This is a genomic window from Azospirillum brasilense (assembly GCF_008365405.1).
In the GTDB taxonomy this organism is placed as follows: domain Bacteria; phylum Pseudomonadota; class Alphaproteobacteria; order Azospirillales; family Azospirillaceae; genus Azospirillum; species Azospirillum brasilense_D.
In genome coordinates this window covers 93430-115153 of record NZ_QOKV01000003.1, presented here as the reverse complement: position 1 = coordinate 115153, position 21724 = coordinate 93430, and the positions used below count along the sequence as shown (strand labels likewise).

The 21724-nt window shown below is 68.1% G+C and carries 24 protein-coding genes; 7 read left to right on the top strand and 17 right to left on the bottom strand.

All coding sequences use genetic code 11. From position 1 onward, the window contains the following. Positions 1-107: 107 nt before the first annotated feature. Positions 108-530, bottom strand: a complete 423-nt coding sequence (locus DS837_RS07255) for a ribbon-helix-helix domain-containing protein (RefSeq protein ID WP_247889813.1) — start codon at positions 528-530, stop codon at positions 108-110. A 311-nt stretch (positions 531-841) separates the two neighbouring features. Next, positions 842-1114: a BolA family protein gene (locus DS837_RS07250; RefSeq protein ID WP_014239259.1), complete on the bottom strand. Its 273-nt coding sequence runs from the start codon at positions 1112-1114 to the stop codon at positions 842-844. Positions 1115-1279: 165 nt separating this feature from the next. On the opposite strand from DS837_RS07250, the gene DS837_RS07245 reads away from it, so the two are divergent. The 5 genes from DS837_RS07245 to cobT all read left to right on the top strand — a co-directional run bounded on the left by DS837_RS07245 (position 1280) and on the right by cobT (position 5864). Next, the gene (locus DS837_RS07245; RefSeq protein WP_149164134.1) at positions 1280-1864 is read left to right on the top strand and encodes a J domain-containing protein; all 585 of its coding nucleotides are present in this window, start codon (positions 1280-1282) and stop codon (positions 1862-1864) included. 73 nt (positions 1865-1937) lie between these two features. Further along, positions 1938-2942, top strand: coding sequence for a cobaltochelatase subunit CobS (gene cobS / locus DS837_RS07240; RefSeq protein ID WP_149164133.1), 1005 nt, complete (start codon positions 1938-1940; stop codon positions 2940-2942). Positions 2943-2955: 13 nt separating this feature from the next. Continuing rightward, positions 2956-3594, top strand: coding sequence for a ribbon-helix-helix domain-containing protein (locus DS837_RS07235; RefSeq protein WP_247889812.1), 639 nt, complete (start codon positions 2956-2958; stop codon positions 3592-3594). After that, on the top strand, positions 3591-3989 hold the full coding sequence (locus DS837_RS07230) for a type II toxin-antitoxin system VapC family toxin (protein WP_149164132.1): 399 nt from the start codon (positions 3591-3593) through the stop codon (positions 3987-3989). The genes DS837_RS07235 and DS837_RS07230 overlap by 4 nt, the downstream gene beginning before the upstream one ends. Before the next feature lie 9 nt (positions 3990-3998). Next, complete coding sequence (gene cobT / locus DS837_RS07225; protein ID WP_149164131.1) at positions 3999-5864, top strand: cobaltochelatase subunit CobT; 1866 nt, start codon at positions 3999-4001, stop codon at positions 5862-5864. Positions 5865-5942: 78 nt separating this feature from the next. Here the strand turns inward: cobT and DS837_RS07220 are convergent, their stop codons facing one another. Beyond that, on the bottom strand, positions 5943-6455 hold the full coding sequence (locus tag DS837_RS07220) for an invasion associated locus B family protein (protein ID WP_094301712.1): 513 nt from the start codon (positions 6453-6455) through the stop codon (positions 5943-5945). Between the two features lie 280 nt (positions 6456-6735). Between DS837_RS07220 and DS837_RS07215 the strand changes: the two genes are divergently transcribed. After that, positions 6736-7764, top strand: coding sequence for a Fe(3+) ABC transporter substrate-binding protein (locus DS837_RS07215; protein ID WP_149164130.1), 1029 nt, complete (start codon positions 6736-6738; stop codon positions 7762-7764). Positions 7765-7831: 67 nt separating this feature from the next. Here the strand turns inward: DS837_RS07215 and DS837_RS07210 are convergent, their stop codons facing one another. The 12 genes from DS837_RS07210 to ihfB all read right to left on the bottom strand — a co-directional run bounded on the left by DS837_RS07210 (position 7832) and on the right by ihfB (position 17967). After that, positions 7832-8680 carry a pirin family protein gene (locus tag DS837_RS07210; RefSeq protein WP_149164129.1) on the bottom strand — a complete coding sequence of 283 codons (849 nt, stop codon included), beginning with the start codon at positions 8678-8680 and terminating at the stop codon, positions 7832-7834. 104 nt (positions 8681-8784) lie between these two features. Continuing rightward, positions 8785-10521 (bottom strand): ABC transporter permease, encoded by a 1737-nt coding sequence (locus DS837_RS07205; RefSeq protein WP_149164128.1) that lies wholly within the window; start codon positions 10519-10521, stop codon positions 8785-8787. 130 nt (positions 10522-10651) lie between these two features. Further along, complete coding sequence (upp, locus tag DS837_RS07200) at positions 10652-11302, bottom strand: uracil phosphoribosyltransferase (protein ID WP_014239248.1); 651 nt, start codon at positions 11300-11302, stop codon at positions 10652-10654. A gap of 108 nt (positions 11303-11410) precedes the next feature. Next, complete coding sequence (locus DS837_RS07195) at positions 11411-12325, bottom strand: diguanylate cyclase (RefSeq protein ID WP_149164127.1); 915 nt, start codon at positions 12323-12325, stop codon at positions 11411-11413. Positions 12326-12509: 184 nt separating this feature from the next. After that, positions 12510-13154, bottom strand: a complete 645-nt coding sequence (locus tag DS837_RS07190) for a phosphoribosylanthranilate isomerase (protein ID WP_149164126.1) — start codon at positions 13152-13154, stop codon at positions 12510-12512. Between the two features lie 13 nt (positions 13155-13167). Continuing rightward, the gene (pyrF, locus tag DS837_RS07185; protein WP_149164125.1) at positions 13168-13881 is read right to left on the bottom strand and encodes an orotidine-5'-phosphate decarboxylase; all 714 of its coding nucleotides are present in this window, start codon (positions 13879-13881) and stop codon (positions 13168-13170) included. Positions 13882-14142: 261 nt separating this feature from the next. Next, complete coding sequence (locus DS837_RS07180) at positions 14143-14751, bottom strand: hypothetical protein (RefSeq protein WP_149164124.1); 609 nt, start codon at positions 14749-14751, stop codon at positions 14143-14145. 42 nt (positions 14752-14793) lie between these two features. Continuing rightward, positions 14794-14937 (bottom strand): hypothetical protein, encoded by a 144-nt coding sequence (locus DS837_RS31990; protein ID WP_014239243.1) that lies wholly within the window; start codon positions 14935-14937, stop codon positions 14794-14796. A gap of 95 nt (positions 14938-15032) precedes the next feature. After that, positions 15033-16145, bottom strand: a complete 1113-nt coding sequence (locus tag DS837_RS07175) for an NAD(P)/FAD-dependent oxidoreductase (protein WP_149164123.1) — start codon at positions 16143-16145, stop codon at positions 15033-15035. 14 nt (positions 16146-16159) lie between these two features. After that, complete coding sequence (lhpI, locus tag DS837_RS07170) at positions 16160-17116, bottom strand: bifunctional Delta(1)-pyrroline-2-carboxylate/Delta(1)-piperideine-2-carboxylate reductase (RefSeq protein ID WP_149164122.1); 957 nt, start codon at positions 17114-17116, stop codon at positions 16160-16162. 88 nt (positions 17117-17204) lie between these two features. Then, complete coding sequence (locus DS837_RS07165) at positions 17205-17594, bottom strand: lipopolysaccharide assembly protein LapA domain-containing protein (protein ID WP_014239240.1); 390 nt, start codon at positions 17592-17594, stop codon at positions 17205-17207. 88 nt (positions 17595-17682) lie between these two features. Further along, positions 17683-17967, bottom strand: coding sequence for an integration host factor subunit beta (ihfB, locus tag DS837_RS07160; RefSeq protein WP_014239239.1), 285 nt, complete (start codon positions 17965-17967; stop codon positions 17683-17685). A gap of 289 nt (positions 17968-18256) precedes the next feature. Between ihfB and DS837_RS07155 the strand changes: the two genes are divergently transcribed. Beyond that, positions 18257-19063 (top strand): DUF2189 domain-containing protein, encoded by an 807-nt coding sequence (locus tag DS837_RS07155; RefSeq protein ID WP_149164121.1) that lies wholly within the window; start codon positions 18257-18259, stop codon positions 19061-19063. A gap of 133 nt (positions 19064-19196) precedes the next feature. Here DS837_RS07155 and rpsA read toward each other — a convergent pair whose 3' ends face one another. Together rpsA and cmk are read right to left on the bottom strand one after the other, a co-directional pair. Next, positions 19197-20906: a 30S ribosomal protein S1 gene (gene rpsA / locus DS837_RS07150; protein WP_035671076.1), complete on the bottom strand. Its 1710-nt coding sequence runs from the start codon at positions 20904-20906 to the stop codon at positions 19197-19199. Positions 20907-21061: 155 nt separating this feature from the next. Then, entirely contained in the window at positions 21062-21724 is a 663-nt protein-coding gene (gene cmk / locus DS837_RS07145) for a (d)CMP kinase (protein WP_149164120.1), read from the bottom strand.

Here is a 21724-nt window from a genome sequence, read left to right as displayed (position 1 = left end):
GGGCAGACCGGTTTTCGTCCGCACCGGACACAGCATGCCGGACAGACACAAAAGGGCGCATCCTGTGGACGCGCCCTTTTCTTTTCCCGATCAGGATGCTCAGGCCGTCACGCCTCCAGCGCGGACCGCAGGACGTCACCCGGCGCGCCCGGCTTTGCCGCCGGCGGCAAAGCCGATGCCGTGGTGCCGGCCCCGCTTTCGGGCCGGTCCAACTCGTCGAGCGGCGGCAGGTCGAAAGGCGTGCCCACGAAGGGATCGCCCCCGCCATGCCCGGCCTGGACATGGCCATCCTCGGTGCAGGCCCGGCGGAAATAGGCCGCGATGAAGACTCGGACCGCCGAGGTCAGGGTGACCTCCGCATTGTCCGCGCCCGGGCCGCGCCGCCGGATCTGCTCGTCCAGCCGGTCCTTGATCAGCGTGCAGAGGCCGTTGACCGTCAGGCCCTCGCGGCGGGCGATGTCCTCCAGAGCGTCCCACATGGTCGGCTCCAGACGCATGCTCGTGCGGCGCCCGGCAATCATGATGTTCATGCTCTTCAGCGGTTCCACACACGCGTTGGGATTCACTGTTAACCGCTTCTTCGGCCCGCGCTTCGCCATACGCCGCCCTCTCCACGAACCCGCCGGACGACGCGCGAAAAGTGCATCGCCCACGGCGCATTGATTGGTTGCATGCGCCGCACTCTACTAAATACAGCGAGAATTGCAACCACGGCAGCACTCCAATTATGTTTGAAGACGGAAAAGAACCTCTAGTAGTTGCATGCGTATGTATGCATTTGCAGGTGGCACTTTTCCCTTGCTGCACGGGCGGCGGCCGGGCGTTCTTGTCGGCGTTGCTGTCAGCGAGCCTCCTCAGGAGTCAGCGTGGTCAGGCCGAGGGCGTGAACGCGCTCCGCCATTTCTTGGGCCAGCAGGCCATAGACCAGCCGCTGGCGCTCCACGCGCGACTTCCCGGCGAAGGCGGCGGAGACGATCGTGACGTGGAAATGCGTCTCGCCCTCCGGATGGGCACCGCCATGGCCGGCGTGCCGGCCGGAATCGTCCTGGATGTCGAGCCGCTCGGGGGCCAGCGCGTCGGTCAGCTTCCGGCGCATGCGGGTGGCGTATTCCATAGGGGTCCTCACTGGGTCTGGACTGGGTCGGGTTTGGGATTGAGGTGACGGCGCGGCACCGCTCCCGTCAAGACGCCAATGCCGCAGACCGGCCATTTTCCGCAGTCCGGCACCGCCCCCTTGCGTGCGCTTGCCAGAAAGGATGCCTCTTCCCATACTTCGCACATGAGCAAGCCACGCACCCGCCACGACTTCAGCCGCTACGACCAGCCGCGCACCGCCGTGCGCGCCTGCGATCATCCGGGCTGTGCCGGCGAGGGCGAGTACCGCGCGCCGAAGAGCCGCCGGCAGCTCAACGACTACTACTGGTTCTGCCTGGACCATGTGCGCGAATACAACCGCGCCTGGGACTATTACGCCGGCATGAAGCCCGAGCAGATCGAGGCCGAGGTCCGCCGCGACACCACCTGGCAGCGGCCGAGCTGGCCGCTCGGCTTCTGGGGGGTGCAGGAGAAGTTCCTGCGCGACCGCGCGATGCACGGCTTCAGCTTCGAGTTCGGGCGCGAGGCCGGCAAGGACCAGTCCGAGGAGAGCAAGCAGCGCCGGCAGGCCGCCCGCAACGCGGAGGAGGAGGCGCTGGTCGTCCTCGACCTCGCCCCGCCGGTGGATTTCCCGCGCATCAAGGCGCGCTACCGCGAGCTGGTGAAAATCCACCATCCCGACGCCAACGGCGGGGACAAGGCGGCCGAAGAAAAGTTGAAGGAGATCAATCAGGCCTACAACACGCTGAAAGCCTGCTATGGTGCGTAACCCCGACGGTTGGCCGGACCAGATTGGCCGGGCGGCCCCGACAACAGACACGTTGGAACGATAAGAACCTCCCATGCCTTCTCAAGGAGCCACCCAGGCCAGCTCGGCCCTGTTCGATCACGTTCCCGACATCACCCTGTCGGTGCGTCAAGTGTTCGGCATCGACAGCGACATGCAGGTGCCGGCCTTCAGCCAGCGCACCGAGCATGTGCCGGACATCGACGAAGCCTACCGCTTCGATCGCGACACGACGCTCGCGATCCTGGCGGGCTTCGCCTACAACCGCCGCGTCATGGTCCAGGGCTATCACGGGACCGGCAAGTCCACCCACATCGAACAGGTGGCCGCCCGCCTGAACTGGCCTTGCATCCGCATCAACCTGGACAGCCACATCAGCCGCATCGACCTGATGGGCAAGGACGCCATCGTCCTGCGCGACGGCGTCCAGGTGACGGAGTACCGCGAAGGCATCCTGCCCTGGGCGCTGCAGCACGCCTGCGCGCTGGTCTTCGACGAGTATGACGCGGGCCGCCCCGACGTGATGTTCGTGATCCAGCGCGTGCTGGAGGTGGAAGGCAAGCTGACCCTGCTCGACCAGAACCGCGTCATCCGCCCGCACCCGGCCTTCCGCCTGTTCGCCACGGCGAACACCGTCGGCCTGGGCGACACCACCGGCCTCTATCACGGCACGCAGCAGATCAACCAGGGCCAGATGGACCGCTGGAACATCGTGGCGACGCTGAACTACCTGCCGGTGGACGCCGAGGTGAAGATCGTCGCTTCCAAGGTGCCGGAGTACGACAGCGAGTCCGGCCGCAAGACCGTGGCGTCGATGGTGCGCTTGGCCGACCTGACCCGCGCCGGCTTCATCAACGGCGACATCTCCACCGTGATGAGCCCGCGCACGGTCATCACCTGGGCGCAGAACGCCAACATCTTCAACGACATCGCCTTCGCGTTCCGGATCACTTTCCTGAACAAGTGCGACGAGGTGGAGCGGCCGACCGTCGCCGAATACTACCAGCGCTGCTTCGGCACCGAGCTGCCGGAGACGGGGGTTCAGGCCAACCTGGTGTGAGGCGGAGACGGCGATGGGGTTCATGGATTATGTTGTGGTCGGCCCAGACGGCGAACTGATGCTGCCGAAAGCCGTGCGCGACCAGCTTGGCTTAAAGCCAGGTGATTGCGCACGGATCGATGTCGATCCTGTACACCACCACATCGCCGCCCTTTCACGAAGCAACGAGCCGCTGGCAAGCCGGTCCATCATGGTCGGCGGGCACCGCACGAGCATGCGGCTGGAGCCGGCCATGTGGGACGCGTTGGAAGACATCGCGCGGCGCGAAGGGCTCACCGTCAACACGCTCTGCACCCAGATCAAGGACCGGCTGGAGGAGCAACTCCGGCGCCACGGCCCGGGCGCGGACAATGCGGAGGTCACCCTGACCTCGGCAGTCCGCGTGTTCATCGCCGCCTACTTCCGAAGGTGCGTTCTAGACCAGAAGCGCGGACAGACCGAACCCAGCAGACCAGACCCCTTCAGCGGAACACCGTTCGAACTTTCCGACGCCATGACAGGCTCGGCCGCCGCGTCGAGCGGGAAAGCCCAGGCCCGAAAAACCATCGATGATCTTATCGGGATGGGAGGAACCATTCATCGGTCCGTTTCGGTCGAGGAAATGAATGAAGCCGTTCGCCGAAGGGCCGCCCAAAGGTTTCTTAAAGGATGATCGGACTCGACACCAACGCTTTGGTCAGGCTCGTCATCAAGGACGATGCCGAGCAGGCGGACCTCGTCCGGACAACGGTTCGTCGGATTGTCGCTGATGGCAAGCGGTGCTTCGTCAATCGCATTGCGCTGGTCGAATTCGTCTGGGTCATGGAAAGCGTTTACGACCAACCGCGCGCCGAAATTTCCAGGTTTATCGAAGCCTTCCTTGAAAACGGCGACCTGTGCATAGAGGATCGTGAAGCCGCGCAATGCGCGTTGGATCGCTACCGCGACAACGGGGCCGACTTTTCCGACGCGTTGATGGCAATTGGGAACCAGGACGCCGGCTGCTCCACCACCCTGACGTTCGACCGCAAGGCAGCCCGGCTGCCGGAATTCCAGATTTTGAGCTGACAGCCCGCCATGACCGACCGTGAAAACCCCGTCGAGGCCTTCAAGCGCTCCACCGCCGCCGCGGTGCGGGCCCTCTCCCGCCGGGCCGACGTGCAGGTGGGCTTCTCCACCGAGCCGCCCGGCGTCGCCGGCCTGCGCGTGCGCATCCCCACCCCGGCGCGCGACCTGAACCCCCACGACGTCGCCACGCTGCGCGGCGCCGCGGACGCGGTGTCGCTGCGGCTGCGCTTCCACGACAACGCCATCCATCTCCAGCGCATGCCGCTGGGCGACAGCGCCCGCGCCGCCTACGACGCGCTGGAGCAGGCCCGCTGCGAGGCGCTGGGCGCCAGCCACATGCCCGGCGTGGCCGCCAACCTGGAAGCGGCGCTGGACGAGCGCTACCACAAGCAGGGCTTCGAGCGGTTGGAGGAGCGCGAACAGGTCCCTCTGCCCGAGGTGCTGCGCCTGATCGCCCGCGAGGCGATGACCGGCGCCGCCCCGCCCCCCGCCGCCGAGCACGCGGTCAGCCTGTGGCGCGGCTGGATCGAGGAGCGGCTGGGCAAGGACCTGCACGGGCTCGCCGGTCACATGGCCGATCAGGACGCCTACGCCCGCGCCGTGCGCAAGCTGCTGACCGAGCTGGACATGGAGGTCGGCAACGACCCCGACGAACAGCAGGAGCCGGAGGAGGACGAGCGCGACTCCGGCGAGAACGAGAACGAGCCGAACAAGGGCCAGACCCAGGGTGAGGACGACACCCAGAGCCAAGCCGAGTCGATGACCTCGCAGGAGGTGCAGGAGTCCGACCAGGGCGAGCAGGCCGAGGAGGGCACCGGCGAGGAGGGCGACACCGAGATGGGCCAGGGCGAGGGGGCGGAGGAGCCCGCCGGCCCCGGCCAGCCCTGGCGCCCGGAAGCGCGCGGCCGCAACGAGCCCGACCCCAACGCCTACAAGCCCTTCACCACCCAGTTCGACGAGGTGGTCGACGCCGCGGAGCTGTGCGACCCGGAGGAGCTGGCCCGGCTGCGCCACATGCTGGACCAGCAGCTCGTCCATCTCCAGGGGGTGATCTCCAAGCTGGCCAACCGTCTGCAGCGCCGCCTCCTGGCCAAGCAGCAGCGGTCCTGGGAGTTCGACCTGGACGACGGCATCCTCGACGCCGCCCGTCTCGCCCGCATCGTCGTCAACCCGGTCCTTCCCCTGTCCTTCAAGAAGGAGAAGGAGATGGACTTCCGCGACACGGTGGTGTCGCTGCTGATCGACAATTCCGGCTCGATGCGCGGACGTCCCATCTCCATCGCCGCGATGAGCGCCGACATCCTGGCCCGCACGCTGGAGCGCTGCGCGGTGAAGGTGGAGGTGCTGGGCTTCACCACCCGCGCCTGGAAGGGCGGGCAGGCGCGCGAGCACTGGATATCATCCGGCAAGCCCGCCAATCCGGGCCGCCTCAACGACCTGCGCCACATCGTCTACAAGGACGCCGACCAGCCCTGGCGCCGCGCCCGCAAGAATCTCGGCTTGATGCTGCGCGAAGGCATCCTGAAGGAGAACATCGACGGCGAAGCGCTGATGTGGGCGCACAACCGCCTGATCGGGCGGCCCGAGCAGCGGCGCATTCTGATGGTGATCTCCGACGGCGCGCCGGTGGACGACTCGACGCTGTCGGTCAACGCCGGCAACTATCTGGAGCGGCATCTGCGGCAGGTGATCGAGTACATCGAGACCCGCTCGCCGGTCGAGCTGGTGGCCATCGGCATCGGGCACGACGTGACCCGCTACTACCGCCGCGCCGTCACCATCGTGGACGCCGAGCAACTGGGCGGCACCATGATGAACAAGCTGGCCGAGCTGTTCGACGAGGACGACCGCCGGGGCCGCAGCGGCTGGCGGTGAGGCCGAAGACAGGACCGAAAACGACAACGGCGCGGATCACTCCGCGCCGTTTTTACTAATGCCGCCCGGTTCGTCCGGTCACTGCAGGCTGCGCTGCATCTCTTCGAAGTTGCGCGAGAAGCCGTTCAGCGGGAAGTCGATGTCGCGCTTGCCGGCGCGCAGGAAGTTCACGCGGACCAGCACCGTGGAGCCGTTGCGGAACTGGTCGACCACGCGGCCCGACACGAAGTTCGGGAACATGCACATGTTCAGCGTGGCGATCTGCGTCTCGATGCGCGGCTGGCGGTCGACGCGGATGGCGCAGTTGTCGATCATGCCCTGGCTGGTCGTCAGGAACAGGTGGTAGTCGTTGCCGGTCGGGATGACGCTCAGCGCCACGAAGCCGACCTCCTTGCCGTCGTCGAACAGCCGGTAGTTCATCAGCCGGCAGACCTTGGTGTCGGTCATCCGGTCGATCTCGCAACGGCTGGTCCAGGCGCCTTCCGGGCCGTACTCGGCGGCGGATTTGGAGAAATCGACGGCGGAGGCCGGCGTGGCGGCCAGCGCGGACAGCAGCGCCGCACCAAAAGCGAAGAGACCTGTCCAACGCATCCTGACGCTCCCCAATCTTGTCGCCCCGATCGGCCGCTCACGAACCCGCCCGACGGCGGTCATTGCGAACGGATTATAGGCATACCCCGAAGACGGACAAGCATCTACACCTTTGGTTGGCGTCTTCATCCCGGATGATCGTTCCGCTCCGCATCCTTTCCGAATATTGAGAATGGTTATCGTTCACGCTTGACACCCCGCGCCCCGAATGGTCAAGTCGGCGCATGAGAACGCTTCGCAATTGCGGGCGTGAACCGACAAGAATTCGGGAGTCACGAGGATGCACATCGGATCGCGCGGCGTGTTTGCCGCCACCTTCGCCGCCACGCTGCTGACCATGACGGGTCTTGCCAGCGCCGCCGAGGTGAACGTCTACTCTGCGCGCCATTACGATGTGGACAAGGACCTCTACGACGCCTTCACCAAGAAGACCGGCATCAAGATCAACGTCATCGAGGGCAAGGAAGAAGAGCTGATCGAGCGGATGAAGACCGAAGGCGGCAACAGCCCCGCCGACGTGTTCATCACCGTCGACGCCGGCCGCCTGTGGCGCGCCCAGGAGGCCGGCCTGCTCCAGCCGACCCGCTCCAAGGTCATGGAGGAGGCCATCCCGGCCCATCTGCGCGAGCCGGAAGGCCATTGGTTCGGCATTTCCAAGCGCGCCCGCATCCTGGTCTACAACAAGGCCTCGGTGAAGCCGGGCGAGATCAAGACCTACGAGGAGCTGGCCGACCCGAAGTGGAAGGACCGCGTCCTCGTCCGCTCCTCGACCAGCGTCTACAACCAGTCGCTCGTCGGCTCGCTGCTCGCCGCCCATGGCGAGAAGGCGACCGAGGAGTGGGCCAAGGGCGTCGTCGCCAACATGGCGCGCAAGCCGCAGGGCGGCGACACCGACCAGATCAAGGGCGTGGCCGCCAACGAAGGCGACGTGGCCGTGACCAACACCTACTACTTCGCCCGCATCGCCTCCTCCGCCAAGCCGGAGGACAAGGCCATCGCGGAGAAGCTGGGCGTGATCTTCCCCAACCAGGACGGTCGCGGCACCCATGTGAACGTCTCCGGCGCCGGCGTCATGAAGAACGCGCCGAACAAGGAGCAGGCCGTCCAGTTCCTGGAGTATCTGGTCAGCCCCGAAGCCCAGAAGATGTTCACGGAAAAGAACTACGAGTATCCGATCGTCGCCGGGGCCGAGACCGCGCCGGTGCTGGTCTCCTGGGGCAAGTTCAAGGAAGACCCGCTGAACGCCGCCGTCTATGGCAAGAACAACGCCGAGGCTCTGAAGATCATGGATCGCGCCGGCTGGAAGTAAGCCACCGTCCGGCGTAGCGAAGGGGCGCGTCCCAGCGGTGGAGACGCGCCCTTTTCGTTTCTGTGGTTTAGAATTTTCCCTCTTCGTAGTCGCGGTAGGCCTGCATCACCTCCTCGCGGCTGTTCATGACGAAGGGGCCGCCCCAGGCCACCGGCTCGCCGAGCGGCCGGCCGGAGAGCAGCAGGAAGCGCGCGCCGGACGGGCCGGCGGTGATCTCCGCCCGGTCGCCATCGCCCAGCACCAGCACCCGCGGCCCGCCCAGCCGGACGGAGCTGCCGGGCGCCACCACCGATCCCTCGAAGACCACCAGCGCCGCCGTGTGCCCGGCGGGCACCGGCTCGGAGAAGGCCGCACCCGCCGGCAGGGTGACGTCGAAGTAGCGGGCCTCGGTCGGGCCGCTACGCACCGGGCCGGCGGTACCGTTGCCGGTGGTGCCGGCGATCACCGTCACCGTGGTCCCGTCTTCCCGCGTCTCGACCGGGATGCGGTCGGCGGCGAACTCCTGGTAGGCGGGCTCCGACATCTTCAGACGCGCCGGCAGGTTGATCCAGAGTTGGAAACCCTTCATCAACCCTTCGGTCTGCTCCGGCATCTCGGAATGGATCACGCCGCGCCCGGCGGTCATCCACTGCACGCCGCCGGTCTCGATCACGCCCTCATGGCCGTGGTTGTCCCAATGGCGCATGCGGCCGGCCAGCATGTAGGTGACCGTCTCGAAACCGCGGTGCGGGTGGTCGGGGAAGCCGGCCAGATAATCCTGCGGCGTGTCGGAGCCGAAGTAGTCCAGCATCAGGAAAGGGTCGAGCATGCGCAGGCGCGGCGTGCCGACCATGCGGGTCATGCGCACGCCGGCCCCGTCGGACGCTTCCATGCCTTCGACGGCGGTCAGGACGGGGCGGACGGTTTCGGCGGTCATCGGACGCTCTCCTCAGGCAACATTGCTGAGAGAGAGGTATTCTTTCCCGGCCGCCGGATAAAGCCCCACCGCCGCTCAACACTGTTGCGGCGGAGGCAACAGCCTCACTCGTCGGTCTGGCCGGGGCGGGAGCGGCTGATGGACAGGCTGAGCAGGATCACCGGCACGATACCCACCGCCACGATGGCCAGCGCCCCGGTGGCGGCCTCGGTCAGCCGCTCGTCGGAGGCCAGCGTGTAGACGCGCACCGCCAGCGTGTCGAAGTTGAAGGGCCGCACGATCATCGTCGCCGGCAGTTCCTTCATCACGTCGACGAAGACCAGCAGGCCGGCGGTCAGCAGGCTGCCCCACATGATCGGCGCGTGCACCCGGATCAGCGTCCGCCCCGCCGTGTGGCCGAGCACGCGGGAGGCGAAGTCCATCGTCGGGCGGATCTTGCCCAGGCTGGCCTCGATCGTGTTGAAGGACACCGCCAGGAAGCGGACCAGATAGGCGAACAGCACCGCCGCGATGGTGCCGCTCAGCAGCAGGCCGGTGGACACGCCGAAGGTCTGGCGCATGAAGGCGTCGACGGCGTTGTCGAGATGGGCGAAGGGAATCAGCACGCCGACCGCGATCACCGAGCCGGGAATGGCGTAGCCCATGGCGGCGACGCGCACCGCGCCCTTCAGCAGCGGCGTCGGGCGCAGCCGCTGCCCGTAGGCCAGGACCAGCGCCAGCGACACCGCCAGCACCGCGGCCAGCGCCGCCAGCGTGAAGCTGTTGCGGGCCAGCGTCAGGAACACCGGCCCGAAGGCCTGATCCCCGGCGGTGACCGCCATGCGGACCAGCAGCCCGGCGGGCAGCAGGAAGCCGAGGAGCAGCGGCAGCCCGCAGGCCGTCATGGCGGCGGCGGCGCGCCAGCCGGTCAGTCGGTGCTTCGGCAGGCGGCGGTAGCGGGTGGTGGTGTGGTGGTAGCGGGCCTGACGGCGTGACCAGCGCTCCATCAGCACCAGCACCAGGACGAACATCATCAGCACGGCGGCCAGCTGCGCCGCCGCCACCGGCTGCCCCATGGCGAACCACGTCCGGTAGATGCCGGTGACGAAGGTGTTCACGGCGAAGTACTGCACCGTGCCGAAATCGGCCAGCACCTCCATCAGCACCAGCGCAAGGCCGGCGACGATGCTGGGGCGGGCCAGCGGCAGCGCCACCGTGAAGAAGCTGCGCCACGGACCGCGGCCGAGCGTACGGCTGACCTCCAGCACGCAGACGGACTGCTCCAGGAAGGCGGCGCGCGACAGCAGATAGACGTACGGGTACAGCACCAGCGTCATCATCAACGCCGCACCTTCAAGCGTACGGATGTCGGGAAACCAGTAATCCCGGCGCGACCAGTGGAAGGCCTCGCGCAGCGCGGTCTGCACCGGGCCGACGAACTGGAGCAGGTCGGTGTAGACGTACGCCATGACGTAGGCCGGCACCGCCATCGGCAGCAGCAGCGCCCACTCCAGCATACGGCTGCCGGGAAAGCGGCACATGGTGACCAGCCAGGCGGTGCCCACCCCGATCACCAACGTGCCCAGCCCCACCCCGAAAACGAGGCGTACGGTGTTCAGCAGATACTCCGCCAGCACCGTCTCGACCAGATGCTGCCACACCCCGTCCGTCGGCACGAAGACGCGGCTGATCACTGCAATCACCGGCAGGGCGACCAGCGCCGCGATCACCAGCGTCGCCAGCGTCCAGCCGCTGAAACCGATGCGATGCCACAGCGAGGCCCACAGGGAGGAGTGGAAGCCGGCGGCCTGAACCGGGCCGCCCGGAGGCTGGCCGGGAGTTTGAAAGGTGTCCGTCGTCAAGGCCGGATACGCCCATAGGGATGTGTCGAACGGGACCCCTATGGTGTCACAGTGTGCGAATAACTCGCAATGACAACATGCCGCACCCCTTTCTCCTGACGGTATGACAGGGATGCGGCTGCTGTTTTGATTACTTGGTGCCGAACATGCGGTCGCCTGCGTCGCCTAGGCCGGGGACGATGTAGGCGTTCTCGTCCAGATGGCTGTCGAGCGAGGCGGTGAAGACCTTCACCCGCGGGTGGGCGGCGGCGAAGACGCGCATTCCCTCAGGCGCCGCCACCAGCGCCATGAAGCGGATGTTCTCGTCGTCCACTCCGTGACGGTTCAGCACGTCGCAGGCATGGACGGCAGAGTTGCCGGTCGCCAGCATTGGGTCCACCACGATGAACAGGCGGCCTTCCGCCTCGGGCAGCTTCACCAGATACTCGTGCGGCATCTTGGTGTCGTGGTCGCGATAGAGGCCGATGTGCCCCTCGCGCGCCGACGGCACCAGCTCGTGCAGGCCCTGGGCCATGCCGAGGCCGGCGCGCAGCACCGGCACGATGGCCAGCTTCTTGCCGGCGATGACCGGCGCGTCCATGGGCTGGAGCGGCGTGTCGATCCGCTCGGTCGTCAAGGGCAGGTCGCGGGTGATCTCATAGCCCATCAGCAGCGAGATTTCGCGCAGCAGGGTGCGGAAGCCGCCGGTGGAGCGTTCCTTGGCCCGCATCAGCGTCAGCTTGTGCTGGATCAGCGGGTGGTCGAGGATGAACAGGTTGGGGAATTCGGTGTGGGTGCGCATGGATCTCGTGCCGCGGCCTGTATAGACCCCGATCCTAACCCGGCGGACCCGCTTCGGCCAAGCCGCCCTTACGCGATGCCGCCGGATGCACCGTTCGGAAAACGAAAATCAGCGTCGGTTCGGAAGCGCCGACCGTCCCGCCACACCTTCCGGCTGGTCGACCCCGTAGCGGACCACGCGGTTGCGGCCGCTGTTCTTCGCCTGATAGAGGGCGCGGTCGGCGCAGACCACCATCTCCTCCACCGGCAGATCCTCCCCGGCCTCGACCAGCCCGAAGGAGGCGGTGACCGCGATCCGCCGCCCGTCCGGCAGCACCACCGGGGTGCGCGCCAGCTCGCCGCGCAGCCGCTCGATGACCCGGAATCCCTCGGCGAGGCCGGTTTCCTTCAGGCAGATCAGGAACTCCTCCCCGCCCATGCGGAAGGCCTCGTCGAAGCTGCGGATGCCCCGGCTGATGGCGGCGGCGGTGGCGGCCAGGACGCGGTCGCCGATGTCGTGGCCGAAGGTGTCGTTGATGCCCTTGAAGCGGTCGATGTCGCAGATGGCGACGCAGAAGGCGGGGCCGTTTCGGCGGAAGCGGTTGTGCTCGCGCTCCAGCGCCTCCTGCATGCCGCGGCGGGTGCGCAGGCCGGTCAGGGGGTCCAGCCCGCTCGCCGCCGCCCCGAAGGCACGCTCGACCCGGCGCAGATGCAGGACGAACTCCTCGAAGCGGGCGATCACCCCCTCATAGTCGGCCTCGCTGGGGCTCTCGCCGCCGGCCGCCTTCAGCAGAAGCAGCTTGGCCTTGCGGTGCATCTGCTCGTGCAGGGTGACCAGCTTCTCCACGGCGGGCTGGTGGGCCAGATCGTCGGCGTTGACCGCGACGCACCACGCCGCGAAGGAGGCCGGGGCCGACACCCGCTCGCCTCCCTCCCCGCCGCGGAAGAAGACCGCACGGTGCCACTGCCCGATCCAGCGCAAATGCTCGTCGAGCACGAGGCCGAGGCTGTCGGCTGGCGAGCGTGTGTCGGACGAGCTGGTCATCGGGCTTGCACGGCTTCCCTTCGGACACATCCACCGGTCGCGGCCCATGGATGCCAACAGTATCGCACGAAGTCATACCCCGGGTCCGCAACCCGGTCGTGCGATTAAGTTGTGCCCATCCGCCAAAAGGGAAAGCCCCGCGGCAACAACAAATTTTATTCAAATGCCCTGCCGCGACGCGATGTCACAGCCCGGCCACGCTGTCGAGGAAGCGGCGGATCAGCTCCGGGTCCTTGTGGCCGGGACGGTCCTCCACCCCCGACGACACGTCGAGCGCCGTGGCCCCGGTCGTCCGCACCGCTTCCGCCGCGTTTTCCGGCTTCAGCCCGCCGGACAGCATCCAGGGCTTCGGCCAGCTCCGCCCGGCGAGCAGCGTCCAATCGAAGGCGATGCCGTTGCCGCCCGGCAGCGCCGACACCTTGGCCGGCGGCTTGGCGTCGAACAGCAGCCGGTCGGCCACCTCGGCGGCCTCCAGCGCGGCGGCCAGATCCTCCGGCCCGCCGACCTTGATCGCCTTCATCACCGGAATGTTGAAGGCGGCCTTCACCTCGGCGATGCGGCGCGGCGTCTCCTTGCCGTGGAGCTGGATCAGGTCAAAGGGGACCTGGCCGACCACATGCTCCAGGAAGTCGTTCTCCGGATCGACGAACAGCCCGACCGTGCGCACGCCGGTGGGGACCAGCCGCGCCAGTTCCGCCGCCATGGATGGCGCGATGGAACGCGGGCTCGGCGGGTAGAAGACGAAGCCGACATAGCGCGCCCCGCCGGCCACCGCTGCGTGCAGCGACAGGGGCTCGGTGAGGCCGCAGATCTTCACGCTGACGGGCATGGGTGGCGGGTCCTTACAGTTCCGAAACGATGCGTCGGGCGGCCGCTTCCGGATCGGCGGCGCCGGTGATCGGGCGCCCGATGACCAGATGGTCCGCCCCGGCGGCCAGCGCCTCGGCGGGAGTCATGACGCGCTTCTGGTCGTTGGCGGCGGCCCAGGCGGGGCGGATGCCCGGCACCATCAGGATGAACTCAGGCCCGCAGGCCTCGCGGATCAGCGCCACCTCGGCGGGAGAGCAGACCACACCGTCCACCCCCGAGTCCTTGGCGAGCAGCGCCAGCCGCTTCACCTGATCGGCCACCGGGACGCTCTGGCCGACGGCCTGGAGATCGGCGGCGTCCATGCTGGTCAGCACGGTGACGGCGAGGATCTTCGGACGGTCCGCACCCGCGCTCGCCGCGGCTTCCGCCGCCGCGCGCATCATCGCCGGGCCGCCGGAGGTGTGGATGGTCAGGAAGGCCGGCTTCAACGGCAGCGCCGCCCGGATGCCGCCCGCCACCGTGTTGGGGATGTCGTGCAGCTTGAGGTCGAGGAACAACGGCGGGCCGTCTTCGCCGATCACCGTGCGGATGCCGGCTGGGCCGTGGGCGATGAAGAACTCCAGCCCCAGCTTGATCCCGCCGACCACCCCCGCGATCCGCCGGCCGAGGTCGCGGGCGGTGTCGAGGTCGGTCGTGTCGACGGCGCAGAAGATGCGCGAGGCGGGCGCGATGCTGGGCGTGCTCATGGAAAAACGGCTCTCCGAACCCTGGAAGGTGGTGATGCCGCGCAGCCTAACAAGGGCCGCCGGCAATCACCAGACTTCCGGGGCCGGAGAGGGGGAAGTGGCGCCCGATTCCCTCTCCCGCCCCGGGAGAGGGAAAGACCCACGCGCCAGCGTGGGAGGGTGAGGGTGCTGCCAAAGGATCAGCGCTCCATCCTCGTCCGTACCCTCACCCACCCGCTTCCGCGGGCACCCTCTCCCGGGACGGGAGAGGGATTGAACGCGTCAGTCGCGGTTCACGTCAACGCGGCCGGTCGGCGTCCCCATCGGAGCCGCGGTCGGCGTGGCGGCCGGAGCGCCCGCCGCCGGGTTGGCGCCCTGCGTGTTGACGTCGCGCAACGAGGCGGCGGCGGCGCGGCGGCGCTCCTCGGCGGCCTGCGCGCTGTCGTAATCGGCGGTGGCGGCGTCATAGCCGCTCCAGCCGGCCTCGCGGTAGCCCTTCGCCCGGCCGGGGATGTCCACCGAACCGTGGCGCTGCATGACGGCCAACGCGGAGTCGCACATCGCCTCCTCGACCCGGCCGACCAGCAGAACGCCGCCGCGGCGCACGCCCTCCGCGAAGACCTCCGCGTCCTCCCGCGTCACGCCGACGCCGGTCAGCATGGAGACGCGGCGGTCGCGGGCGTCGAAATTCGGGTCCTCCCCGAAGTCGGCGGCGTGGCGCCAGCTTTCCAGCCGATTCTCGGTGGCCAGACTGGCCGAGGAGCCCAGCTTCGCGCTGTCGGCGCCCATCATGGTGAAGTCCTGCCGCAGATTGGCGGCTTCGAGTTCGCTCAGTGCACGTTCGGCGCCGGACAGGTCGTCGTACAGCGCGACAATGGTCTTCTTGTTCATGAACCCGCTCCTGTGCTGGTCCGCTCCGGACGTGGTCCGGGCTCAGAGGAAGAAATAGAGGAGGGCGAGGACCACCAGCACGACCAGCGCGATGACCCACCAGTTCATGGAGCCGGCCGCACCGCCCGTGGCCGTCCGGTTGCCGTCCGTGTCATAGACACCCACTTTGCGAGGTTCGTCGGCCATGGATGCTTCACTCCCTGTCGGTAAGGCTTCAGCCAACACAGGCTGATTGCCCTCTCAACAGGGGTGGAGCCGCACCGTTCCGCCGGTGCCCGGGGTCAGCGCCCGGCGGCCCAGTCCGTCAGTCGGAACGCACGCGCCGGATCGCTGATGGCCTCGCACAGCGCTTCGCCCAGCGCCGGGGCGAACTTGAAGCCGTGGCCGGAGCAGGCGCTCATCAGCCAGCAGCGGACGGACAGAGGCTCGACCACGAAGCGCTCGTCGTCGGTCACCGTGTAGAAGCAGGTCGCCGCGTTGGCGAGGCTGTAGCGGTGCCCGTCCGCCAGCACCCGGCGGGCGCGGTCCAGCACGTCGCGCGCCTCGTCCGGATCGGGATCGCGCTCGGTGTCCGGGTCGCCGACGCGCGAGAAGCGGTGGTCGCCCGCCTTCATCGTCGTGCCGGCCACCGGTGGAACGACGTAGACCCCGCTCTCACCGTCCGCGTCGATTAGCATCGGCGCCGTCGCCCAGATGCCGCGCAGGCCCTCCGGCGGCATCAGATAGGCCACGACCTGCCGCGACGGGGTCAGGCGCGCCGCCGTTTCCGGCAGCAGCTTCGTCACCCAGGCCCCGGCGGCGACCACCAGCGCGTCGGCGCCGATGGTCCGGCGGTCGGCGAGCGTCACGGTGGCGCGCTCCGCATCGATCGCCGTCACGGGGGCACGCGCGTGAACCGTCACCCCCAACGCGTTCAGATAGTGGCTGAGCAGCTCCACGATGCGCCCGGCGAGCAGCACGCCGCCCGACTCCAGATGCAGCCCCTCGGCCACCGCGTTGGCGTCGACCAGCGGGAATTCCGCGGCGATCTGCGCCGGGGTCAGGCGGCGGAAGGGATGGCCCAGCGACTCCAGCACATCGACGCTGTCGGCCAACCAGCGCCGACCGTCCTCCGCGGAGGCGGTGCAGAGCGTGCCGCTGGGGACGAGCAAGCGCTCGCCCAGGTCGGTCCACAGCCGTTCCCACGCCTGGAAGGCGGTGTCGGCCATGCGGGAGTAGCCGGCGCTGGCGCCGTAGGCGTGGCGGAACAGCCGGTGCTGGTCGACGGAGCTGCCGAAGGGGTTGGGCACCTGCCCCTGGTCGAAGACGGCGACCTCGTGCCCGGCGCGGGCCAGCGCCCAGGCCGTGCACAGCCCCATGATGCCGGCGCCGACGACGGTGATGCGGAGAGTCATGATGGAAAAACGCCTCAGCGGATCGTGTCGTTGTGGATCACCATCTCCACCGCCAGCTGGGCGGCGCAGAGGTCTTCCAGCGCGGTACCGACCGACTTGAACAGGGTGATCTGGTCGTAGAAGCGGCGCCCGGCGCGCTGGCCGCGGGTCAGATCGTACAGATCGCCGGCAATGTCCGCGTCGGTCAGGATGCCGGCCTTCATCGGCTGAACGATGTCGCCCGCTTCCTTGCAGGCGCCCTCGCGGGTGTCCACGAAGACGCGGGAGCGGCGGATGCAGTCATCGTCCGCCTCGCGCATCTCCGGGGTGAAGCCGCCGACGAGGTCGAGATGGGCGCCCGGCTGAAGCCATTCGCCACGGATCAGCGGCTCCTTCGCCAGCGTCGCGCAGGAGATCACCTGGGCGCCGCGCACCGCTCCTTCCAAATCGGCGGTGGCCTCAATGCGGAATTTCGGGCGGTGGAAGCGGCTGGCCACCTTCTTCGCCTTCTCGATGCTGCGGCCCCAGACCAGCACATGCTTGATCGGCAGGACGGTGGCGAAGGCCTCGATCAGCTCGGGCGCCAGCGCCCCGGTGCCGACCATCAGCAGCCGTTCCGAGTCGGGCCGCGCGAGGTAGGAGGCGGCGAGCGCGGAGGCCGCCGCGGTGCGCCGCTTGGTCAGGGCGGTGCCGTCCAGAACCGCCTGGGGCATCCCCGTCTTGCCGTCCATCAGCAGGTAGAGCCCCTGCACCGCCGGCAGGTCCTTCGCCCCGTTGTCGGGGAAGACGGTGACCACCTTGACGCCGATGGACTGGTTGACCTGCCACGCCGGCATCAGCAGCAGCGTGCCGTCACTCTGGCCGTAGGTTTCGACCGTGTGGTGGTGCCGCATCGGCACCTCGACCCCGGCGCGGAAGGTCTGCCGCATGCGCTCGATCAGCATGCGGAAGTGCAGGACGGATTTCAGCTCGGCTCCGGTGACGGTGCGCATCGGCGGCTCCCTCCACAGGTCCGGCAAAGCGGAACCCCCCTCCCGCCCCCCAGCCGGACGGGAGGCCGAAGGGGATGCCGGCGGGCGGTCAGTGGACCGTGGTCGCCGGCAGAGCGGCGCCGGACCCGGTCACCGCGGGCAGGCCGGCGGTGCCGGACACCGGACGGTTCATCTCCGCCAGGCGCTTCTCCGCGGCGGCGGCGCGGGCCTGCGTCTCCTTCAGTTCGCGCTCCAGGTAGGAGACGCGGTCGGAGGAGCGGCGGGCGCGGCGGCGGTAGCGGCGCTGGGCGTTCCAGGCGACGACGCCGCCGGCCAGGAAGCCGATCACCAGCGCCACCAGCGTGGCGAGGTAGACCGGGACCTCCAGCGTGAAGGGCAGCGGCCAGAGCGACAGCGTGACCAAGCCACGGTTGGAGATGGCGAACAGCACCGCGGCCAGCGCGATGGGAACGGCGATGATGAGGGCGATGAAACGCACGGGTGTTGTCCTCGTATCCATGATCGGGGGCCGGGGCAGCGCCGGGTCCGGGCCGATGACTCAGCGACGGTCTGTCAATGAACGGACATCATTCGTCGGTGTTCAAGCGCTCGCGCAACTGTTTTCCGGTCTTGAAGAAGGGGATCGCCTTCTCGCCCACCTCGACGGCTTCGCCCGTGCGCGGGTTTCGGCCGGTGCGGGCGTCGCGGCGCTTGACGGAGAAGGCGCCGAACCCGCGCAGTTCCACCCGGTCGCCGCGGGCGAGCGCTTCGGAGATCTCGTCGAAGATGGTGCCGACGATCTTTTCGATGTCGCGCTGGTACAGGTGCGGATTGCGCTCCGCGAGCCGTTGAATCAGCTCTGATTTGGTCATGGCGATTCCGTTTCCCCCGGTTCGAGCGCCCTTGGACCGCGCTCCTTGACCTGCGCGCAAGCGTGCCACCGGGTCCGGTGACCGTCAAGCTAAGCCTTTCTGGCGGAACCCTTTTCCCGGCAACGCTCCGGCTTGTCCGACCGCTGCCCCGAAAAAGGCCCGAAATGTGATTAATACGTCTTACGGATTGCCTTCGAACTCACCATTTCCGATGAGATGGTTGGAACGGTCCCGGTCGCCGGACGCGGTCGGAGGGACGCGGTTGAAGGTTTGCCGTCGGAGGTTCGCCATGACACACGCCCATCACACCGGCCCCGCCGACCCGCTGGCCGGCCTGCCTTACGCGGACCGCGTCCGCACCGTCACAACCGCCCAGGCGCTGGGCTGGCTGCGGGCGGGCTGGCTGGACCTGCGGGCGTCGGGCTGGGTCAGCCTCGCCTACGGCGCCCTGTTCGTCGCCATCGGCTTCGCGCTCACCGGCGGGCTGGTCCTGGCCGGGATGGCCTATCTGATCGCGCCGATGATCGGCGCCTTCCTGCTGATCGCCCCGCTCCTGGCGCTCGGCCTCTACCGGATTTCCAAGGACGTCGAGGAGGGGCGCCGGCCCAGCCTGTGGCGGGCGCTGACCGCGTGGCGGGCCAACCCCTACCACATCCTGACCGCCGGCCTGATCCTGATGCTCTATGTGATGATCTGGGCGCGGATGAACGTGGTGGCCTTCGCCCTGTTCTTCCCGCACGAGGCCATCGCGCTCGATCATTTCGTGGCGCAGATGTTCAGCCTGGACGGTCTGGTCTTCACCGTCTTCATCACGGCGCTGGGCTTCGCCTTCGCCGCCTTCGCCTTCATCACCAACGTCACCGCCCTGCCGATGATGATGGACCGCCCGGCCGACGTCTTCGCCGCGGCGCTGGCCTCGGCGATGGCCGTGCTGCGCAACCCATGCGTCATGGCGCTGTGGGCCGGGCTGATCGTGCTGGTCACCGGCGCCGGGCTGCTGACCGGCTTTCTCGGCTTGATCGTCGCCCTGCCCCTGGTCGGGCACGCGAGCTGGCACGCCTACCGCGACCTCATCAAGGAGGACGAGGAGGGGTGAGAGGCTGACGCGCTGCAAAAGGAAAAAGCCGCCGCGGGTGACCGCGGCGGCTTTTTCTTTAGCATAGGTACGGGAGACGGGCCCCCTCCCCGACCCTCCCCCGCTGACGCGAGGGAGGGAGATGGGAAGGACCTTACTCTTCGCCGGTCTGCTGCTTGCGCTTCAGAGCCGCACCCAGGATATCGCCCAGCGAGGCGCCCGAGTCGGACGAACCGTACTCGGCCATCGCCTGCTTCTCCTCCTCCATCTCGCGGGCCTTGATGGACAGCGAGATGCGGCGGGAGCCGCGGTCGATCTGGGTAACCTTCGCGTCGACCTTCTCGCCGACGGCGAAGCGGTCCGGACGCTGCTCCGAACGGTCGCGGGACAGGTCCGACTTGCGGATGAAGCCGGTGTAGCCCTCGCCGACCGTGACCTCGATGCCACCGTCGGTGACCTGGGTGACGGTGCAGGTGACGACCTCGTTCTTCTTCAGGCCGGCCGTGGCAGCCTCGAACGGATCGTTCGCGAGCTGCTTGATGCCGAGGGAGATGCGCTCCTTCTCGACGTCGACGTCCAGGACCTTGACCTTGACGCGGTCGCCCTTCTTGTACTCGGCGATGGCCTCCTCACCCGACTTGTTCCAGTCGAGGTCGGACATGTGGACCATGCCGTCGATGTCGCCCGGCAGACCGACGAACAGACCGAACTCGGTGATGTTCTTGACCTCGCCTTCCAGCTCCGTGCCCGGGCCGAACTTGTCGAGGAAGGTCTCCCACGGGTTGTCCAGGCACTGCTTGAGGCCCAGGCTGATGCGGCGCTTCTGCGGATCGACGTCCAGGACCATGACCTCGACTTCCTGCGAAGTCGACACGATCTTGCCCGGGTGGACGTTCTTCTTCGTCCAGGACATCTCCGAGACGTGCACCAGGCCCTCGATCCCCGGCTCCAGCTCCACGAAGGCGCCGTAGTCGGTGATGTTGGTGACGCGACCCTTGAACCGCGAGCTGACCGGGTACTTGGCTTCCACGCCTTCCCACGGATCGGCTTCCAGCTGCTTCATGCCGAGGCTGATGCGCTGGGTCTCCGGGTTGAAGCGGATGACCTGGACCGTGACGGTCTGGCCGATCTGCAGGGCCTCGGACGGGTGGTTGATGCGGCGCCACGCGATGTCGGTGACGTGCAGCAGGCCGTCGACGCCACCCAGATCCACGAACGCGCCGTAGTCGGTGATGTTCTTGACCACACCCTGCAGAACCTGGCCTTCCTTGAGGTTGGCCACCAGCTCCGAACGGGCCTCGGCGCGGCTCTCTTCGAGCACGGCGCGACGCGACACGACGATGTTGCCGCGCGAGCGGTCCATCTTCAGGATCTGGAACGGCTGCGGGGTGCCCAGCAGCGGGGAGATGTCGCGGACCGGACGGATGTCCACCTGCGAACCCGGCAGGAACGCCACGGCGCCCGACAGGTCGACGGTGAAGCCGCCCTTGACGCGGCCGAAGATGACGCCGGTGACGCGGGTCTGGTCCTGGAAGGACTTCTCCAGCAGCGCCCAGGCCTCTTCGCGCTTGGCCTTCTCACGCGACAGAACGGCTTCGCCGTTCTTGTCTTCCATGCGCTCCAGATACACCTCGACCGTGTCGCCCGCCTTCATCTCGGGCGGCTGGCCGGCAACGGCGAATTCCTTCAGCGCGACGCGGCCTTCCGACTTCAGGCCGACGTCGATGGTGACCATGTCGTTCTCGACGGAGACGACGCGGCCCTTGACGACCGAGCCTTCGAGGGACTCGGCCGTTCCGAGCGACTCCTCGAGCAGAGCCGCAAAGCTTTCCTTCTCGCCGGTCCGGGCCATAGCTTGTGCCATTGAAACTCCTAAGGTTGGCCGAAAGCGATCCCGCCATGGTCCGTCCCGCGGCAAAACGGGCCGGCCCCCGATGGGACCACCGCGCCGGGCACCACGCCCGGCGACTTGGTTGACATATGTTCCGTTGGAGGGCCGAAGCGCCCGGACCCTGATGCTCAGACCTTGGGGCCGAAACCGGTTTTCGTTCCGATAAAGGCGGTCGCCGCTGCGAACGCCTGGTCGGCGTCGAGGGCGGAGGTATCAAGCACAAAAGCGTCGGCAGCCGGCAGGAGCGGTGCTACCGTCCTCTGGCTGTCGCGCGTGTCACGGGCCTTCATGTCCTCCAGGACGTCGGACGGTATAGCCGGAATCCCGCGTTCCCGCAACTCCTTGAGTCGCCGCTCGGCCCGCACCTCCACGGAAGCGGTAACGAACAGCTTGGCATCGGCGTTCGGGCATACGACCGTTCCGACGTCCCGCCCGTCCAGCACCGCCCCCGGCGTGCCGCCGGGCGGGGTGGCGGCGAAGCGCCGCTGGAAATCGAGCAGGGCGGCCCGCACCTCGGGCACCGCGGCGACCTTGGAGGCCGCCTGCGCCGCCTCGTCGCTGCGCAGGGCCGGGTCGTTCAGGATGCCGTCGTCCGGCCGCAGCGCGCGGGCGGCCTTTGCCGCGGCGTCCGCATTGGCCGGATCGCCGCCCGCGCGCAGGACGGCGACACCGACGGCGCGGTAGAGCGCTCCCGTGTCGAGATGCGCGAAGCCGTAGACCTGGGCGATCCGCTTGGACAGCGTGCCCTTGCCCGCCGCCGCTGGGCCGTCGATGGCGATGACCAGACCCAT

Coding starts and splice junctions, on each gene's coding strand:
- DS837_RS07215 (WP_149164130.1), top strand. CDS start 6,736: ATGCACATCGGATCGCGCGGCGTGTTTGCCGCCACCTTCGCCGCCACG.
- DS837_RS07220 (WP_094301712.1), bottom strand. CDS start 6,455: ATGCGTTGGACAGGTCTCTTCGCTTTTGGTGCGGCGCTGCTGTCCGCG.
- cmk (WP_149164120.1), bottom strand. CDS start 21,724: ATGGGTCTGGTCATCGCCATCGACGGCCCAGCGGCGGCGGGCAAGGGC.
- DS837_RS07175 (WP_149164123.1), bottom strand. CDS start 16,145: ATGACTCTCCGCATCACCGTCGTCGGCGCCGGCATCATGGGGCTGTGC.
- pyrF (WP_149164125.1), bottom strand. CDS start 13,881: ATGAGCACGCCCAGCATCGCGCCCGCCTCGCGCATCTTCTGCGCCGTC.
- rpsA (WP_035671076.1), bottom strand. CDS start 20,906: ATGGCACAAGCTATGGCCCGGACCGGCGAGAAGGAAAGCTTTGCGGCT.
- DS837_RS31990 (WP_014239243.1), bottom strand. CDS start 14,937: ATGGCCGACGAACCTCGCAAAGTGGGTGTCTATGACACGGACGGCAAC.
- DS837_RS07210 (WP_149164129.1), bottom strand. CDS start 8,680: ATGACCGCCGAAACCGTCCGCCCCGTCCTGACCGCCGTCGAAGGCATG.
- DS837_RS07230 (WP_149164132.1), top strand. CDS start 3,591: ATGATCGGACTCGACACCAACGCTTTGGTCAGGCTCGTCATCAAGGAC.
- DS837_RS07190 (WP_149164126.1), bottom strand. CDS start 13,154: ATGCCCGTCAGCGTGAAGATCTGCGGCCTCACCGAGCCCCTGTCGCTG.
- DS837_RS07250 (WP_014239259.1), bottom strand. CDS start 1,114: ATGGAATACGCCACCCGCATGCGCCGGAAGCTGACCGACGCGCTGGCC.
- lhpI (WP_149164122.1), bottom strand. CDS start 17,116: ATGCGCACCGTCACCGGAGCCGAGCTGAAATCCGTCCTGCACTTCCGC.
- DS837_RS07255 (WP_247889813.1), bottom strand. CDS start 530: ATGAACATCATGATTGCCGGGCGCCGCACGAGCATGCGTCTGGAGCCG.
- upp (WP_014239248.1), bottom strand. CDS start 11,302: ATGCGCACCCACACCGAATTCCCCAACCTGTTCATCCTCGACCACCCG.
- DS837_RS07235 (WP_247889812.1), top strand. CDS start 2,956: ATGGGGTTCATGGATTATGTTGTGGTCGGCCCAGACGGCGAACTGATG.
- cobT (WP_149164131.1), top strand. CDS start 3,999: ATGACCGACCGTGAAAACCCCGTCGAGGCCTTCAAGCGCTCCACCGCC.
- DS837_RS07155 (WP_149164121.1), top strand. CDS start 18,257: ATGACACACGCCCATCACACCGGCCCCGCCGACCCGCTGGCCGGCCTG.
- ihfB (WP_014239239.1), bottom strand. CDS start 17,967: ATGACCAAATCAGAGCTGATTCAACGGCTCGCGGAGCGCAATCCGCAC.
- DS837_RS07245 (WP_149164134.1), top strand. CDS start 1,280: ATGAGCAAGCCACGCACCCGCCACGACTTCAGCCGCTACGACCAGCCG.
- DS837_RS07180 (WP_149164124.1), bottom strand. CDS start 14,751: ATGAACAAGAAGACCATTGTCGCGCTGTACGACGACCTGTCCGGCGCC.
- cobS (WP_149164133.1), top strand. CDS start 1,938: ATGCCTTCTCAAGGAGCCACCCAGGCCAGCTCGGCCCTGTTCGATCAC.
- DS837_RS07195 (WP_149164127.1), bottom strand. CDS start 12,325: ATGACCAGCTCGTCCGACACACGCTCGCCAGCCGACAGCCTCGGCCTC.